Annotated in this window: 13 protein-coding genes; 8 read left to right on the top strand and 5 right to left on the bottom strand. The window is 40.2% G+C overall.

Features of this window, described 5'->3' with window-relative positions; genetic code table 11:
• Nucleotides 1-134: 134 nt before the first annotated feature.
• From SOM16_RS16355 to SOM16_RS16345, 3 genes are all read left to right on the top strand, one after another.
• The gene (locus SOM16_RS16355; protein WP_320465070.1) at nucleotides 135-1,715 is read left to right on the top strand and encodes a phage tail sheath family protein; all 1,581 of its coding nucleotides are present in this window, start codon (nucleotides 135-137) and stop codon (nucleotides 1,713-1,715) included.
• Nucleotides 1,716-1,759: 44 nt separating this feature from the next.
• A complete protein-coding gene (locus tag SOM16_RS16350) occupies nucleotides 1,760-2,224 on the top strand; it encodes a phage tail protein (protein WP_320465069.1) in 465 nt (154 codons plus the stop codon).
• A gap of 141 nt (nucleotides 2,225-2,365) precedes the next feature.
• On the top strand, nucleotides 2,366-2,926 hold the full coding sequence (locus SOM16_RS16345; protein WP_320465068.1) for a contractile injection system tape measure protein: 561 nt from the start codon (nucleotides 2,366-2,368) through the stop codon (nucleotides 2,924-2,926).
• Nucleotides 2,927-3,103: 177 nt separating this feature from the next.
• Here the strand turns inward: SOM16_RS16345 and SOM16_RS16340 are convergent, their stop codons facing one another.
• From SOM16_RS16340 to SOM16_RS16320, 5 genes are all read right to left on the bottom strand, one after another.
• Nucleotides 3,104-4,249: a hypothetical protein gene (locus tag SOM16_RS16340; protein ID WP_320465067.1), complete on the bottom strand. Its 1,146-nt coding sequence runs from the start codon at nucleotides 4,247-4,249 to the stop codon at nucleotides 3,104-3,106.
• Nucleotides 4,250-4,356: 107 nt separating this feature from the next.
• Nucleotides 4,357-6,762, bottom strand: coding sequence for a TonB-dependent receptor (locus SOM16_RS16335; RefSeq protein WP_320465066.1), 2,406 nt, complete (start codon nucleotides 6,760-6,762; stop codon nucleotides 4,357-4,359).
• A gap of 32 nt (nucleotides 6,763-6,794) precedes the next feature.
• Nucleotides 6,795-8,639, bottom strand: a complete 1,845-nt coding sequence (locus SOM16_RS16330) for an IucA/IucC family siderophore biosynthesis protein (RefSeq protein WP_320465065.1) — start codon at nucleotides 8,637-8,639, stop codon at nucleotides 6,795-6,797.
• Between the two features lie 39 nt (nucleotides 8,640-8,678).
• Complete coding sequence (locus SOM16_RS16325) at nucleotides 8,679-10,526, bottom strand: IucA/IucC family siderophore biosynthesis protein (protein ID WP_320465064.1); 1,848 nt, start codon at nucleotides 10,524-10,526, stop codon at nucleotides 8,679-8,681.
• A gap of 18 nt (nucleotides 10,527-10,544) precedes the next feature.
• Nucleotides 10,545-11,639, bottom strand: a complete 1,095-nt coding sequence (locus tag SOM16_RS16320; protein ID WP_320465063.1) for a hypothetical protein — start codon at nucleotides 11,637-11,639, stop codon at nucleotides 10,545-10,547.
• Nucleotides 11,640-11,920: 281 nt separating this feature from the next.
• Here SOM16_RS16320 and SOM16_RS16315 point away from each other — a divergent pair, with 281 nt between their 5' ends.
• The 5 genes from SOM16_RS16315 to SOM16_RS16295 are packed head-to-tail and all read left to right on the top strand — an operon-like array spanning nucleotide 11,921 to nucleotide 18,244.
• The gene (locus tag SOM16_RS16315; protein ID WP_320465062.1) at nucleotides 11,921-12,547 is read left to right on the top strand and encodes a nitroreductase; all 627 of its coding nucleotides are present in this window, start codon (nucleotides 11,921-11,923) and stop codon (nucleotides 12,545-12,547) included.
• A gap of 21 nt (nucleotides 12,548-12,568) precedes the next feature.
• Complete coding sequence (locus SOM16_RS16310; protein WP_320465061.1) at nucleotides 12,569-14,098, top strand: aspartate aminotransferase family protein; 1,530 nt, start codon at nucleotides 12,569-12,571, stop codon at nucleotides 14,096-14,098.
• Nucleotides 14,073-15,518 (top strand): GNAT family N-acetyltransferase, encoded by a 1,446-nt coding sequence (locus SOM16_RS16305; protein ID WP_320465060.1) that lies wholly within the window; start codon nucleotides 14,073-14,075, stop codon nucleotides 15,516-15,518. The genes SOM16_RS16310 and SOM16_RS16305 overlap by 26 nt, the downstream gene beginning before the upstream one ends.
• A complete protein-coding gene (locus tag SOM16_RS16300) occupies nucleotides 15,505-16,836 on the top strand; it encodes a lysine N(6)-hydroxylase/L-ornithine N(5)-oxygenase family protein (RefSeq protein ID WP_320465059.1) in 1,332 nt (443 codons plus the stop codon). Before SOM16_RS16305 ends, SOM16_RS16300 begins: the two co-directional genes overlap by 14 nt.
• A gap of 10 nt (nucleotides 16,837-16,846) precedes the next feature.
• The gene (locus tag SOM16_RS16295) at nucleotides 16,847-18,244 is read left to right on the top strand and encodes an MATE family efflux transporter (RefSeq protein ID WP_320465058.1); all 1,398 of its coding nucleotides are present in this window, start codon (nucleotides 16,847-16,849) and stop codon (nucleotides 18,242-18,244) included.
• The last annotated feature ends 19 nt before the right edge of the window (nucleotides 18,245-18,263 follow it).

Genomic DNA, 18,263 nt, shown 5'->3' with positions numbered 1-18,263 from the left:
TAAAGATTGCCAATTTATAGGCTAATCATCATTTTGATGCAGGTATTTTTTTTAAAATATTACCATCCGAATCCCTAAATTGGCTTGAGGTTTTTTAAAAATCACTTAACGCCAATCCATTACTAAAATAACGTATGAATTTATCTAACATTCAATCTCCCGGTGTTTACATCAACGAGCTTAGTGCTTTCCCTAATTCAGTAGTTCCAATTGCAACCGCTGTGCCCGCATTTATTGGTTACACACCTCAGGCCATGTATGAGGGAAGGTCTTATGCCAATGTAGCGCAAAAGATCAGCTCATTTTCAGATTTTAAGGCTTTCTATTGTTATCCTGATCCGCCGGCCCCGGCGAGTCCGGCGAAACAGTATAGTCCCGAATATTATGTTGTGCAGCAGCAATCAAAGCCAGTTGATCCGGACTATTTAATCATTGATGGCAATGACTATGCTATTCTTCCTGATCCCAATACCATTTATTACCTCTATAACAGCATTAAAATGTTTTATGATAATGGTGGTGGCGATGCTTATATCGTTTCTGTGGGTACTTATGGGCCGCCATCCAAAAGTCCTCTGCCTTTAGGTGCGCCTTTGGTCAATCCTAATGTGAAACTGGCTGATTTAACTGCCGGGCTACAATTGTTACTGAATGAGCAGGAGCCAACCATGTACATCTGCCCTGAGGCAACTTTATTATCTATAACGGATAATGGTACGCTAATGGAAGCTATGCTGCTTCAGTGTACAAAAATGCAAACGGCTATGGCTTTGTTTGATGTGATTGGCGGTAGAAATCCTGATCCAATTTTATATACACAGGATATACAGACTTTTAGAAATAATATCGGAGTGGTGGGACTTGATTACGGGGCTGCTTATTATCCGTTTATCGGTACCACTACTATGCAGGTATCAGATATAGATTATACAAACCTGTTTGGTGGAGATGCGAAACAATTGGCACCACTTTTAAATCCTACCAATCATCCAAATGCTGCGGCAGCACAAATTTTGGTCAATATAAATAATCCTTCAGCTACGCCTTTAACCGTAACACAATATCATAATGCCTTGCTAAACGCGAGCAAAACTTATACTGAAATTATTAATCAGGTATTAACTATAGCAAATGTTTTGCCCCCTAGTGGTGCAATGGCTGGTGTAATTACGACCACTGATAACCAGATAGGGCCATGGCAGGCACCTGCTAATACGAGTATTGTAGGTGCATCATCACTGCCCATCAATTTATCTGAAAGTCAGCAAGGCAACTTAAACATGGATGCTGTTTCGGGTAAATCCATTAATGCCATTCGCTTTTTTAATGGCATAGGTATTTTAGTTTGGGGTGCACGTACACTGGAAGGCAATAGCCAGGATTGGAAATACATCAATGTGCGGCGGACCATGACATTCCTGGAACAATCGTGCAAATTGGCCTGCCATGCATACGTCTTTCAACCCAATGATAAAAATACCTGGGAAGCGGTAAAATCGATGATTAGTAGTTTCCTCACTTCAGTATGGAAAGAGGGTGGATTAATGGGCGCAACACCTGCTGATGCATTTTCTGTAGCCTGTGGTATGGGTACCACCATGACTGTAAATGGTGTGCTGAATGGCATCATGACTGTGGTGGTAAGAGTAGCCCTTGTTCGTCCGGCAGAGTTTATTGTATTAACCTTCCAGCAGGAAATGACAATAGCAGATTAGTGTTTAGTCAACACAATTATTTTTCACTTTAAAAATATAAGATTATGGCAGATGATGGCAGTAAACAAGGCTCAACCTGGCCAATGCCCAAGTTTAGGTTTGAAGTAGACTTTGGTACAGCATTAAAAGGTGTGGCTTTTCAGGAAGTTTCCGGAATGGATGTAGAAACTCAAATTATCGAATACCGCGCAAGTAATAGTCCGCTTTTTTCTACGGAAAAAATGCCTGGTATTTCCAAATATGGTAATGTGACGATGAAAAGAGGCATTTTCGTTAACGACAATACCTTTTGGAACTGGCATGCAGATATTAAGATGAATACCATTAAAAGGGTAACCATCTTAATTAAGTTGCTGGATGAAGTTGGCAAGGTAACCATGCAGTGGACACTAAGCAATGCATGGCCCGCCAAAGTTACCGGTACCGATATAAAATCTGACGGCAATGAGGTAGCGATTGACACCATTGAAATTGCCTACGAACAAATAAGCACTACCAATGGCAAATAAACAATATGCGGCATGTTTTATTTTGAACTTTCTTTTAAAAGAGAAAATGCCGCCGCTCAGGAAGTAAGCGGTATTGTTAAGGATTTGAATGTAGAAGAAGTAGTATGTAGTGGCGAACATTAACTTCAATCCAAAACAGAAATGATTAAAAGAAAAACGCATGAATTTATGATCAACCAACCGGAAGAAATGTTTAAAGGAAGCATTCCTGTCAAAAATGCGGGTCTGGTATTAATTAACCAATACATTCCTATACTTTTTGAACGCTTAAACCTTATAGACGATAAAAAAGTATTCGAGCCTGAAAAGCAGGCTGCGGCTGTTCATTATCTTCAGTTTTTAGCATGGGGCCAGATGGAGACTAATGAACCAGATCTGGTGCTGAATAAAATATTATGTGGCATCCCGCTTCTCGAACCCATTACAAATCAAACAATCATCAGCCCTGCTGATAAAGAAATGATGATGCAACTGCTGCAGGCCTCGATTGAGTATTGGACAGCCATTGGATCAAGTTCTATTGATGGTTTTAGGGCCAACTGGCTCATCAGGGATGGCTTGTTAGGCGAGCAAGATGATCGCTGGGAACTATATATTGAGAAACGGACATATGATATCCTCATTAATCAATCACCATTTAGTTTTTCGATAATCAAATATCCCTGGATGACTAAACCGCTATACGTACAATGGCCTTACTAAGTCAATTGATTATCAGAATGTTAAGTTAAAATATGCAAAGAAAAAACGACAGTGGTTGAGCTTGTTGCGCTAAACCCATCAAGTAAATTACAGTAGAATTTTAACACCATGGATGTCATAAAATAGCTTCCTATTGAATTGGATAGTATCTCGGAACTTGTGATAATACCCAAGCTCTTATTTACGCAACACATAGGTTTGATAAAATTTGCAACAATGATACAGTAGAAAAACAAAAATCATCCATAAGAGATAAACTGCTATAAGTGTGTAACCATAATTTGATAATTCATTTCCTTTTACATATGATTTAGGGGTAATAACCATAGCGGATAAAGGTTGATTGATGAAGAAAAGCCCCACCATAGCGGCGAGGTGAATCATCAAAGTACTTAACAAATAGGTAAACAGTGGGGAAGAACCAAACGTAACGAAGAAGTTTGTCAGTCTATTTCGGACACCTTCAATATAGTGAAGAAAGATAAACATCGGTCCCAATGTAATCAAAACAAAATCTGTAGATGCAGGATACTTCGTTACACTAAAAAAGGAAAGCATAGTTTTTTCAAAGGTTTCCTGTTTAGACCATGGCTGGAGATCTCCGTAAAGATTGATCCTGCGGAGGATAAAGAATAAACTTGTTAGCACAATACCTGCTGTTAAAAGCCATTTTTTTTGATAAAGATGCCCAATGGCATAGCCTAAACTGAGTATGGCAAACCACGGGATAATGGTGTAATTTATAATAAAAAGCCTTTCTCCTGCTGGAATGTATTTTTGCTGATGGAATACCGACCATAAAATCGTTGTTGATGATTGACCAGTTAATACAAACCCATCTAATAAATGGTGGCCGATTAAAACCAGCATACTAAACACGATCAGTAACTTTTTAGGCATGAACTGAAGAAAAGCCAATAAGAAAATACTTGAACCTAATGCTCCGATAATAAACAGACCAATGGTGCGGTATTGTAAATCAAATGTCCAGAAAAAGTTATTAATCACCAGTTCAATCGCAATCAGCAGGAAGGCTAACAATAGCAGGTTATAAAAAATCTGTTGACTGGATTTACGCCGACTCCATTGAAACAGGTAAGTGCCTGTGATGAAAAATACAACTGGGGCAAAAAAGTGAGAAATAAAGCGGGTAAAAAAGAGGATAGGGGTAGTATTTTCCAAATCGCCTGGATTGGTATTCCAATAATGAAAGAAAAGCCGGGTATGATCTAAAATTGCAATGGTAAGCAAGATTCCGAGTATCAATTGCTTGCTATAACTTTCAGTGTCAAACGGTTTTTTAGATATAATCTGGTTCTTCATTAGCTATTTTTAAGTTAAACTTGATTTAAAAGAGGCTCACAATTACCACATACATAGATAATATGGTTGGAGAGATATGCCATTGGTGAGCCTCTTATTTTTATTTTTTAGAATTTAAAAGTCAGGCTGGCGAGGAAGTTTACCGGTTTCTGCGGACGAGAATAAAAACCATCAGAGATCCAGTATTTTTCATCCAGAATGTTGTTTGCTTTAAAGCTGACGCGGTATTTCGGCCTGTTGAAGAAAACTGTAGCATCAATAACGGTGTATTTTGGCAATACGAAGGTATTTGCTGCATTCGAAAAGGTATCGTCTACATAGATGGCGCCTGCACCGAAGCCTAAACCTTTCGCACCGCCATTTAATAGGGTATAACCTAACCAGATGTTGGCAACATTTTTTGGCGTTCCAACGCCACGTTTGCCTGTTAATGCCGGACTGCCATCTTTATATTTATTGTCATTATAGCCGTAGCCCGATACGAAATTGAATCCAGGGAAAGGATTACCAATAAATTCGATTTCTATTCCTTTACTTTCCTGTGTGCCATCTTGTACCGTAAAATTTTGATTGTTGATTGTAGTAACCCTGGTGATATTTTTAACCGAAATATCATAATAGCTAATGGTAGCGTTTAACTTTTTATTCATCAGATCCAGCTTTATTCCACCTTCCCACTGGTTGGCTTGCTGCGGTTCAAAGACAGAAATGGAACCATCCGGCTGTGTGGTGTTTGCAACGTTTCTAAAGCCATTCATATAGTTCCCGAAAATGGCTACCTTATCCTTTATGGGTTGATAAACTATACCCAGCTTAGGCGAAAAAGCAGTTTGATTATAATTACCTGCTTTCACCTGGGTCAGGTTGTTTATCGTACCCTCATTCATAAATCGATCTGCACGTAAACTAAACATTGCCATCAGGTTATCCGTAAAATTTACCACATCAGAAAAGTAAGCGCTGTAGGTATTTTGCTTGTTTAAACTTTGTGGTGTACTAATTGTACCCAGTCTATTCTCTACCTGTTGCAGGCGAATATCTCTTACAGGCGTATTGAGTGTAATGGTATCCAGTTGCAAAGCGGTAAATTTAAAGTTCCTGAATTGAGTCATATAATCCAGTCCAACCACCAGTCTGTTTCTTAAAGTCCCGATTTTAAAATCCCCTGTAAAATTTTGCTGAATTTCTTTTCTTCCGGATTTTTCTGGCGAAAAGACACTGATGGCCCTGGCAATAGTAGTATTGGTTAACCAGGTCTGGTTGAAATAAAGGAGATCATTATATTCCCCATTGCTGAATGAATAATTGGTTTGTGACGTCCAGTTGTCAGAAATTTTATATTCAGCTTGTGCATAAACATTATTCGAAAGCTGGTTTCCAACAAATGAGTTATCAATTAACGAACGCTTATAATCAATTGCTAATTGATCATAACTTGTTGCAGTTACCCTGCTTCCGGTAGCCCAGGCCGTAGATGAGGTGCCTTTATAAGTTTGTAAATCTGCATCAAGCCTAAAAATCAAGCGGTCATTTACCTGGTAGGAAATACTTGGCGCTACTGCATAAGTTGTTCCAAGTCCCTGATCCTGAAATGAGTTTTCCTTTTGCGTAGCAAAATTCATTCGGAAAAGCAACGTTTTATCCTTATTCACTGGCGTATTAATGTCTGCCGTTAACCTGCTTAAATCAAAACTTCCCTGCACGTAAGAAATTTCACCCCCGAAGGTATCGTAAGGTTTTTTAGTCACATAGTTTACCAATCCACCGAAAGAAGTCATTGCCGCACCAAAAAGCGTTGCTGATGGCCCTTTGATGGCTTCCACACGGTCAACCATAGATAAATCAATTCCCGTTCTTAGAAAGGTAGCCATACCATTTCTAAAGTTTTCGCTGGTTTGAAACCCCCTGGAGAAAAAAGCGGGCATTCCTGCGCCAGTTTTAGCAGGAGCTGCACCTGGAATATTGCGGAATGATTCCTCCAGGGTAAGTGCCATTTGCTCCTTTATTAATTCTTTATCCACTACAGAATACACCTGCGGATTCTCCAAATTTTTCAGCGGTAACCTGGAAACGTATCTGCTTTCTTTCCTGGATGATACATTATATTTATCCCCAACAATCAGCACCTCATTTAAATCTTTAGCGGTTGATGAAAAGGAGAAGTCTGCGGTAATGTTTTCTCCTGACTGAAGTACAATGGTCTTCAGTTGTGGCTGCTGACCAACAAAACTCACCTTAAGCATATAGGTTCCCGGAGCCAGATTTTTAAATTGGTAAACTCCGGATTTGTCGACACTTACATCTGTTAATCCTTCCAACGAAACCGTAGCAAATTCTGCAGGTTTTTTGTCACTGGTGGTAATTTTTCCAGAAATAGATCCATTTTCCTGCCTGCTGTATTTAGCCATTGCAGCTGAGGAAGTGATACACAGTATAAAGACTGCGGTAATTAAAGACCAAAAGTTTAAACATAGACTCGTCCTAGCCGAACGAGCGGGGTAAAATTGTTTCATAATATTCATGTCTGGTTTATATATAATTGTGTTTATTCTTTTTGGTTGCCCGGATCCTTGGGGTTGGAAGTTCCGTGTTGGTAGGGGTAGATTGGATTCTTCATATTTCCAATGTAAGGGAGGTCTTGAAATGGATTCGCCCGGTTTCGCAACTGGCGATTGTTATTAAGTTGGAGCCTGTTCAGTGCATCAGGACTAAACTCCTTGACGAAAAGATCATATTTTTGATAGTCTTCATTAAATTTGGGGTGTTCTTTTTGATAATCAAGAATGCAATCTGCAACCAGCTTCCAAAACTCATTTTCGCTGAAGTCACCATGCTCCACCAGAATGGCTGAGATAAATCTAAAAATGGAATCAAAAATTTGTGTAAACAGTGGCAAAGTTTTAGCAGCCTCATGAACGGTTACCGATAACCTTAAGGCGGCCTCAGGAACAGGATGTATAGTATTGAGTAAGGAAACTTCTTCACCAATATCTTTCATAATCGCTCGAACAGGAATGTGGTTTTCCAGTACCATAATCAGGTTTTCACCATGTGGCATAAAGACCATATCCCACTTATAGAAGCAGTGAAGCAGCGGACTTAAATAACAAGCAAAGTAAGCCTTCAGCCAATCTGAGGTGCTTAAACCGGAAGCGTGGATAAGCGTAGGCAGATACGCATTCCCATTATTATCAATATGGAGCAATGCGGCCATTGTAATTAATCGCTGGTTTTCCTTTAATTTGCTTACCGGACTTTCCCTCCATAAACAAGCGAGCATTTTTTTGTAGTGGCTATCTTCGTTTATAGCAGCTTCATAATATTGATGGGCGAAACTTACACTGGCTATTTCCCTCAAGATAAGGAACTTTTTTTCCTGCAGGTAGCTATCATTTTCTACCAAATTGTAAATCCACTCATTTATGGGCGGATTAGTCTTCATAAACTTTGGAGACAATCCACGGATGTAGCCCATGTTAAGCACGGAGAGCGCCGTTTTTACATAAAATTTCTGTGGATTACTTACATTGAAAAATGTTCTGATAGATTGCTGTGGCAGGTATTGATCATTGCTATAGCCAAGGCAAACCAACTGTTTTGTGGCAATATCAGCAGCGAAAATGTTCGCCAGCTTATTAAACCATTGCCATGGATGCACAGGGATGAAGAAGTACTCTTCCGGATTCAGTTTTTTATTGATTAAAATATTATTGAAAAGCTGTAAGTTTTCTGATCCGAGTTCCTGCAAAATTACCTGCTCATAATCCAGTGTAGAAATGGCGGTGAATATTGCAGTATTGCTGTGGCCAGCCAGCCAAACCAATGAAAAAGGTTCGGCTGTTTCTGGTGCATATTCCCGGTAATCGCTGGCATCAAAACCAATTCTGCCATTGTTTGCGATGAAACGTGGATGCCCGGTCATGGTCGATTCTGTTTGCTGATACCCGGATGTCAGCAAGTCTTCGGAGGTTGGTTTGCCGTAAAAGTTGAGGTAAGCACTTCCACTTAATGTGCTACAAACCTCTTCCAGGTAAACGGGGAATGATTCATCCGGGATGCCAAGCTCATCTTTAAATTCAATTAAGAAACTCAGGGCATCAATTTCTGCAGGGATGCTCGCTACATATTTTTCCAGCGAATCCGTATCAATATACCAGTGGTTTAGCGCAAGAATTTTAGCACGGAAGGTGTAAGCAATTTCCGCTGTTTTATCCCGCAAAACATAGTAATTCCAGTTATTTTCTTCAGCAGTATGCTCAGGGGAGATAATGCGCTCATGAGCAAATTCTGCAATTATTTTTCGAAGGTGAAGTCTGTTTATGTGATCCCAAACTGGTTTTTCGAGGTGCAAAGCAACTTGGGTAGGCGTAACCATTGTTTGTATGTTCATGTTTTTGAGATTTAAGGTAAATAGGTGGGTTTTGAATGGTTATTTCTGTGAGAGGTTGATCTGGTAAGCAGCTAACGGATTTTTCAGGAGACCAGCAAACTTTTGGTTTTTAAATGGATCAGCTCCATCAAGCATTTTCTGGCTATTCTGCATCTGCAGTCGGTTGGAACAGGTTTTGATGATTTCTGTAGCAAACAGATCATATTTGCGATATTTTTCTTCAAGTTCGGGGTATTCGCATTGGTATTCGGTAATGCAATCTGCTACCAAACTCCAAAACTGTTCTTCTGGAAAGGCTACATGCTCAACCAGAATATGGTTTAGAAAGCGGAAGAACGAATCAAAAATCTGCGTAAAAATAGATAGGATTTTAAGGTCTTCCGGAACGGGAATAATGATCCTCTTTACAATTTCCGGCAATTCTTTTTGCTGATTAACTACAGCAACCTCTTCGCCAATATCTTTCATGATTGATCTTACCGGAACATTATCCTTAAATACTAGTATCAGGTTTTCGCCATGTGGCATAAAACGCATATCATGATAATAAAAACAATGTAAAAGCGGGCTCAGATAGCATTGCAGGTAACTTTCCAGCCATTGCCTGGTATCCAGGGGAGAACTTTTAATTAGTTCCGGTAACAGTGCGTTTCCATGGACATCAACATGCAATAACGCAGCCATCGTCATTAAACGTTCACCGGGTGCTATTTTACCCATCGGGCTTTCCCGCCAAAGTGTAGACAGCATTTTTTTATAGGGGCTATCCACTTTAATCGCTTTTTCGATGTGATGATTTGTATAACCTACGGTGGCAATTTCTTTTAAAACGGTGAAGCCTTTTTTCTGCAAATAAGCATCATTCGTCACAATGTCTGATACCCATTCATTAATGGCTGGTGTGGTACGCATGAAATAGGGCGACAAGCCCCTCATAAAGCCCATATTCAGAATAGAAAGTGCAGATTTTACATAATATCTACTGGTATCGCTAACGTTAAAAAATGTGCGTACAGATTGTTGGGGCAGATAATGGTCTTTGCTATAGCCCAGGCAAACTAGTCTTGCAGCTGCAATATCAGGAGCAAAAAGGTGAATTAATTTGTTGAACCACTGCCATGGATGGATCGGGAAGAAGAGGTAGGATTTAGGATCTAAGCCTTTCTTAAGTAGTTCATCGTTAAAGAGCTGAGTGGTTTCTTCATCTAGTTCTTGCTTTAAAAGTTGTTGATAAGTGAGCGGAGAAATGCTCGTAAATTCTGTACAATCTACCTGTCCGGCTACCCAAATCAGCGCAAGTGGGGCTGCTGCTTCAGGACTGTAATTTTGGTAATCTATGGCATCAAAACCTATCCTGGCACTATTGGCAATAAAACAAGGATGCCCGGCAATCATTGCATGTTCCGTATCGGCATAACTTGCTGCGGTTAGATCTTTAGCCGTCAATTTTGTATTTGCATGCATATAAGCGCTACCGTAAAGGCAGCTGATGATTTCCTCCAGATAGGTTGGCAGATTAACTTCTGTAAAGCCGAGCACTTTTTTAAATTCTATGATAAAAGCGATGGCATCTAGCGCTACAATTTTCGTATCAACGATTTTCGTGACAGAATCGGTATCAATATGCCAATGGTCTAATCCGAGTACTTGCGCCAGAAATTGATATTCTTTTTCTCCATCGGCAGTGGCCAAAGTATAAAGTCCCCATGCGCCATGAATACGCTTCAGTTTTGGAACAAGTAATAATTCATGCGCAAATTCACAAAGCATTTTTCGCACTTGCAAACGGTTTACTTTCTCCCATATTTCGGGTTCCAAATGGGCAATGGCAGTTTCGGGCGATAACTGATTATTTATGGAGCTATTGGTATTAGGTTGTGTTTTCATAGGTTGAATTTGATAGGATTATTGTGCGGTGATTACTTTGCCATAATGATCTTCCATAATTAAAAATGGATTTTCGGGGTGTGCAAGCGATTGCATATGAATTAAACTGCTTTTACTCATCATGCGAAGCATCTGTCTGCGTTCGCAGGATACAATCTCTCCATCAACAGCCCGAACACCTGCCTGGAAAGCGGTACGGCCATGGGCACATAAATGATTGTTTACAAAAATCAAATCTCCGGCATTGGGAATAAACTGATCATAGATGAGCAATTTTGCCTTGGCCCAAAACTGTTTTAAAATGCTTAATGCTTCAGGTGTCTGATCGGCTTGTTCATTATAAATTTGTTCTGCAGCATCAAACCGGATGAAAGGGCGTTTGGCATTTCCGTATAAAATAGAGGTGGTTTCCTGTTCTCCCTGCGCCTCTTCGATATCAAAATTGGCGTCCTTAGGGCATTTATAGATGGTTCTGAAAAGTTCTTTCATCAGCTCATCAGGTTCTCCATGCGAGCGGATAGAATATAAAGTAGAATTTACCTGCTCTTCATTTCTGAGGTATAAAAAACTTAAAAAATCTGCCGGATGATATAAAAAAGCATCTTCGGTGTGTACAAAAAGATCCGTTTTTGAACCTGCCCCAGTCTGCGAAAAGCACATGTTTTCTTCGGGAATGATTGCATGCAGAATGCCTCCTCCTTTACGTTGAACATAGTATTGAACAGGCTTGGAAGGAACCGCACCATGAAGCAGGGTGGATATAAATCCGTATAAATTTAATTTGCGATCATCAGATTCTTTCCAGGATGCCGGAGTAGGGCCTAAAGCATCCTGATCTACATCAACCAGACCTATAAAAACAATAGCGCCATATTGACTGCTGGAAAAATCATTGCTGAGGTTACTAAGTAAAGCGGCAATTCGCTCGGGCAATAATGCATAAGCATTCTGGTGTAGGGAGGTGATATATGCTGGCGACTCATAGTGCTCAAATTCTTTCTGCAACTGCATGGCAGAACTCTTAATAATGGCACGTTCGATGGGCAAAACCTCAATAATCAAGGGAACCATTGGAGGCAATTGCCGGGTTAATTCTTCGTTTTTCAATTCCATTTTAGTAGGTTTTTTAGGTAGAGGTTAAAGGTATTTGGTTAAGCTAGGTACTGGTAATGAAAAGGTAATGTTTAAGTAAGTGTTTGATAATTAGCGTTCTAAATTTTCAAAAAAATGATTTTTAAAATAATTATTGTTTTAATCAACAGAACATTTACATTTGCTATTATCTTTAATTAGTCTAAATAAGCATTGGCATTGGCAAATCTATTTTTATTTAGTTTAAATACCAACTAATTTTTCTTATTTATTTTTTACCGTTTAAAAATCCTTCATCTACCATGAGAAAAGAGATTAATTTTACCGAAACGGAACTGGTCCGAGATAGCGGAGTGGTTACCCATTACATTCAAAAAAGACAAAGCATTTACGCCGATCAATATCTGGGTGGTACCATCCCTGAGGCGGAGTTGTTAGAAATTCTCACCAACGCAACCCGGGCGCCCACGCATAAAATGACCGAGCCTTGGCGTTTTGTGGTGTTAACTGATAGTCAATTGCTTAAGTATGGCAGGTATATGAGTTCCTATTACGAGCATTTGTATCAGGATATACCAGATGCAGAAAAAAAGCTGGCGAAGTACAGTTACCTAAAAGATTATCCGCTCAAAGCAGCCTGCATGGTCGCAATTATTTTTATAAAAAGCAGGAAGATAAATATTCCAGAGTGGGAAGAACTGGCAGCGATATCTTGTGCAGTACAGAATATGGCTATTAGTGCCACTTCATTTAACATCGCTTCTTACTGGGCAACTGGTGGATCTGCTATAGATTATGTGAAAACACTTGGCTTAGCCGAAAATGAACAGTCGCTGGGCCTGTTTTTTATGGGGTATACCGATCTTTCCAGTATGCCTGTAAAGAAAAAACGAACACCAATTGATCAGAAAGTAACCTGGCGATCTTAACCTAAAACCAACCTCCATACCATGAAAAATATACCTTATTCAGATCTGACCGCAGATCAGACTTTAACTGTTATGGCCCAGCCATCCGGTTTTCCAGACCTGTTTCATCAACAATCTGCAGATTCCTATAGTCAGGCCATAGACCAGGCCAAGGCTATGGTACTCAAATTTCTTGATCAACAGCAAAAACCCTTCAGTGGCATTACGCCACATCAATTGGGTGAACAGTTTAAAAAGATAGCGTTCGATGTTCCCCTGGCTGATTATGACGCACTTTTTCAGGAAGTTCAGGAATTGTATGTAGACCATGCTACTGCCTTTCACCTTCCTAATTACATCGCACACCTTAATTGCCCGGTGGTAATCCCCGCACTTGCGGCAGAGGTATTAATCAGTGCAATCAATTCCTCGCAGGATACCTGGGATCAAAGTGCTGGCGGAACGCTGATGGAACGTAGGTTAATTGACTGGACGGCTGAGCAGATTGGATTCAGCGAGCAGGCAGATGGCGTTTTTACTGGTGGTGGCTCTCAAAGTAACCTCATGGGTTTGCTACTGGCGCGAGATTGTTTTGCACAAAACAGGCTTAACCATAATATAAAAGTGAGTGGAAATCCTCCGGAAGCCAACCGTTTCAGGGTTTTTGTTTCGGATAAATCTCATTTCAGTAACCTGAAAAATGCCTCACTTCTTGGTTTGGGAGAGCAGGGGGTGATTCAGGTCGAAACCGATAATCGCTTTAGGATGAAGGCTGATGCTCTTGAAAAAGCAATTGAGAAGGAGCGAGAAAGAGGGAATATTCCTTTCGCCATTGTCGCTACAGCCGGAAGCACCGACTTTGGTAATGTTGATCCATTGGAAGCCATCAGCGCTCTAGCTGCAAAATACAAGATTTGGATGCATGTAGATGCGGCATATGGTTGCGGTTTATTACTTACAGATCAGCACAGGCATTTATTAGCAGGGATAGAAAAAGCAGATTCCGTTACCATAGATTACCACAAGTCATTTTTTCAACCCATCAGCAGCAGTGCATTTATTGTTCGCGATAAGACCTCGCTGGAGATCATCAGACATCATGCAGATTATTTAAATCCGAAAGAACAGAATTACGAGGAATATCCTGCGCAGATTAACAAGTCCATTACGCAAAGTACCAGGCGATTCGATGCTTTGAAATTATGGTTTACCTTAAGGTTGCTGGGAAGAAACAAACTTGGTGAATACATGGATACGGTAATTGCCACGGCGAGGGCGGCCGCTAGCCTCATTAACCTAGATCCTGAACTGGAATTACTCAGCAGCTCTGACATTAGTGTGCTGGTTTTCAGGTGCAAGCCAGGTAACCTGCCGCAGGTAAATCTTTGTGCCTTAAATCAATACATCAAAAAGAAGATGTTTCACTCGGGTGAGGTATTGGTAGCCAGTACCAAAGTAGATGGAATTTTTTACCTGAAGTTTACCATTTTCAATCCGATTACTACTATCCATGATATTCAGCATATTCTAAGCATTATCAAAACTTATGGAGCAGCATATTCCGAACAATAATCAGCCAGTTGCTGATGTGGAAAGTCAGATTTTTACGGCCATTGTGAATCAATACTGCCTTGAATTTGGAAGTTCGACCAGGTACATGGGGATTCCAAAATGCCATGAAGTATTGGCAAAAGCGATCAAAAAAAGCAAACTGGATTCGCACCTCAAAATTAGTTTTCCAGCAAATAAGGCGGAAGTATTTATCCCGCTAGTGTATTTCAGTGCAATTGGAAACCATATCTTTCAATTTCCGGGATTTGCAATTGATGTGGAAAAGGATGAATTGGCGGAAATTGAAGTTATTCAGTTTTTAGATTTAGCAACCGCTGAAATTCAAAATCTTTATCCGGAATGGTCGCCAATAGACCAGACCATGTTATCATCGCATACTTTAACTTTTGCAAGAAAAAAAATCATTTTTCGAGATTCGCTGGAAGCACAGTTTGCTCCTGCTATTAAAAGGTTTAAATCGAAACTAACAGGAGACAAATCGTTTTCTGAAGATCTGGTAATGCCCTTGATTCATCAATATTTGAAAGAAATAACTGACTGGTCGTTACCTCTATATAAACTAGATGAGGTCTTTCAGCTGGTCAGTCTTTTAGGTAGGCATAAAATTATGGAGGAGCAGGAGTTATTGAAGTGTGTTTACATTCAGTTAAAATCTATTGCGCAACAAGAACAAAATGAGGCTATTGAAAAACTACTTCATCAGCGGCGTTTAGCGATTAAAGGAGAACTTTTTAAATGCTCACATAACTATGTACGATCAATTTTTAATCCGTTACAGCGCTATTTTTACAGTACTAAACTGCTTGATCCACCATCAACAGCGTATGTTTTTTATCGATATTTTGATCAGGAAAAGGTAGCGATCAAAATCCGGCCGTTTGATCTGGAAAAAGATCTTCCAATGGTTCATCAATGGTTCCATTCAGACCACGCCAAGGCCATCTGGAAAATGGACTGGTCTTTAAAAGAATTGGAACATTTTTATCGAACGCTATTGGCAGAAGGAATTTCTCACAGCTACATCGGCGAAGTGAATGGAGAAGCAACCTTCAATTTCGAAGTTTATTGGGCTACGAGCGATATGCTGGGCGATTATTACGACGTTTTGCCTTCAGATTATGGCACCCATTTATTCATAGCTCCAACAGATAAGCAAAAGAAATTTCCATCGCTCATTACACGAAGTATTGTAGAATGGCTTTTTATGCAACCAGAGGTAGGCAGGCTGGTAGGAGAAGGGTCGATCGAATCCCGGGCGGCGCTCATGAATAAGGTACAGGTAGGTTTTAAACTCCAGCACATTATCGAGATGCCACATAAAAAAGCATACCTCAATTTCTGCTTACGGGAGTGGTATTGGGAAAAATTTCCGCAGCATGATTATCATTTACCTCAATTATCTATCTATGAAAACAACTAAAATTTACGATATCATCGGGATCGGGATTGGCCCTTTTAACCTCGGCCTTGCCGCCTTATCGGCACCGGTAGCAGATCTTGATACGCTTTTCCTTGATCAGTCGGATGAGTTTAATTGGCATCCGGGCTTAATGCTTGATGAGGTAACGCTACAGGTTCCTTTTATGGCCGACCTGGTTACCATGGCCGATCCGGCGAGTCCGTATAGTTTTTTAAACTACATGAAACACAGTGGTCGCCTGTATAAGTTTTATATCCGGGAGAATTTCTTTATTTTCAGAAAGGAGTATAATGCCTATTGCAAGTGGGTATTAGGGCAATTGAACAATTGTTTATACGCTAAAAAAGTGGTTTCGGTAACTTATAAAAATGGTGTTTATCAGGTAACCGCACAAGACACCCATTCTGGCGAAACCCATACCTGGCAAACTTACAAATTGGTTTTAGGTACAGGTACCAGTCCTTACATTCCAACAGTGATTAAGAAGAAGTTGCTTAAAGATGTCATTCACACTTCTCAATACCTTAACCATAAGGAAAACCTCGTTAAAAAGGAATCGATTACTATTATAGGTTCCGGGCAAAGTGCTGCCGAGATTTTTCAGGATTTACTCCCCGAGGTTAAAAAGGGTATGAAATTAAATTGGTTCACCAGGTCTGAACGTTTTTTTCCGCTGGAAAATCATACCAAGTTAACACTCGAACTCACTTCACCAGATTACATTGATTATTTTCATAATCTGCCCGAAGTACAGCGTAAAGATGTGCTATCTCGTCAGCATATTTTATTCAAGGGCATCAATGCAGAGTTGATTAATCAAATTTACAACAGTTTGTATGCCATGAACATCAGTGATGATCAACTCAAGGTAGTATTGATGGCCAATAGCAAGCTGAATGATATCTGCCAGGAAGAAGATGAATCTTATCTGCTAAATTTTTCACAGGTAGAGCAGCAGAACAGTTTCGAGATCAATACGGATTATGTGATCCTTGCCACAGGCTATAAATATGTAGAACCAGATTTTTTAACTGGAATTTCTCACCGGATCAGGCGCCTGGAGGATGGAAATTATGATGTATACAGAAATTATACCATTGATGAAGCAGGTAATGAAATATTTGTTCAGAATGCAGAATTGCACACTCATGGAATTTCCACACCGGATTTAGGAATGGGTGCCTACCGGAATTCGCAAATCATCAATCAAATTGCGGGAAGAACAGTTTACGAGGTAGAGCAGCGAATTGCATTTCAATCTTTCAGTACCTCAGATCTTCCGGTTCACCTCAAATCAATTGTTGATTTAACCCTTTAAACCTTAAAATGTGTTACTTAGAATCCGCTATTTATTTGATTTATTTCGAATAGCCCTGCAAGGGACTGAAAAAAACTTCACCTCAGGAAGTGTAAACAGGGCAACTTTCCTGCTCGCTGTGCCCACCATGCTGGAGTTGAGTATGGAATCACTTTTCGTACTGGTTGACCTGCTTTTTGTGAGTAGCCTTGGGGAAGGGGCGATTACTGTGGTAGGCATCACCAACTCGGTTATTATTTTGATTCAATCGGTTGCTACAGGCCTCAGCATCGCTGCAACAGCAGTAATTTCCAGGCGGGTAGGAGAGCAGAAACCTAAAAGTGCAGGCCTTGCAGCGATGCAGGTAATTTACCTGGGCATAATTTTATCCTTGATTTGCAGTGGCATTGCTTTAATTTTTAATCAGCAGATTATGCAGTTTGCGGGTGCTTCAGATAGCCTGGTGGCCTACGGAAATGTATTTTCTAAAACCATGTTCGCTGGTCTCCTATTTATGATTATGCGTATCCTCATCAATGGCATATTTCGCGGCTCCGGAGATGCCTCAATGGCCATGAGGACGTTAGCATTTTCAAACGTTCTTAATGGTTGTTTATGTGCAATTCTCATTTTTGGTTTGGGGCCGATTCCTGCTTTTGGTTTACTCGGTGCTGCTATTGCCATGGTTACGGCCAATGTATTTAGTGTATCCTACCAGGTATGGTACTTAATTAAAGGCAATAAGCGTATCATCATCTCCAGGAAACAATTAATGATGGTTCCTTCGGTAATGAAAAAACTGATAAAACTTGCAGCTGCTGGTATGGTGCAATATCTTGTTCCATCTTCCAGCAGGTTTATTATGATTGTAATTGTAGCCAAGCTTGGTGAAAGCGTGCTGGCTGGTTATATCATTGCTAACCGGATTATCATGTTTAGCGTATTGCCAGCATACGGAATCGCAAATGCTGCTGGTGTGCTCACCGGGCAGAATCTTGGTGCTAAACAGCCAGATAGGGCAGAAGCTTCGATCTGGAAAACAGGCATATTCAATATGTGCTATTTGGGAAGCATCGCGATTTTTTTGCTGTTTTATTCCAAATCTGTTGCCAGTTTTTTTACCCATGAAACAGCGGTGTTAACTTATGCTTCAGAATACCTTCAATACATGTCAGTAGCCTTCTTTTTCTTTGGCTATACCATGGTAATCTCCAGGGCACTCAACGCTGCAGGAAACGTAAATATCGTCACCGCACTCTATATCCTGATGTTTTACATTATTCAGCTGCCGCTCTCTTACCTGCTCGGAATTTATTTCCAATGGGGTCCGAAAGGTATTTTTCTGGCCATTCTCATTTCGGAGATTGTGCTTTCCTGCAGCTGTGTAACTGTTTTTAAAATGGGGAAATGGAAAACCGTTAAAATATAACCCTCAACTTAAAAACCTT

This window comes from Pedobacter sp. CFBP9032, assembly GCF_034045265.1.
In the GTDB taxonomy this organism is placed as follows: Bacteria; Bacteroidota; Bacteroidia; order Sphingobacteriales; family Sphingobacteriaceae; genus Pedobacter.
Note: the sequence above shows the minus strand (reverse complement) of the source record. Positions and strands in the feature narration are given on the sequence as shown.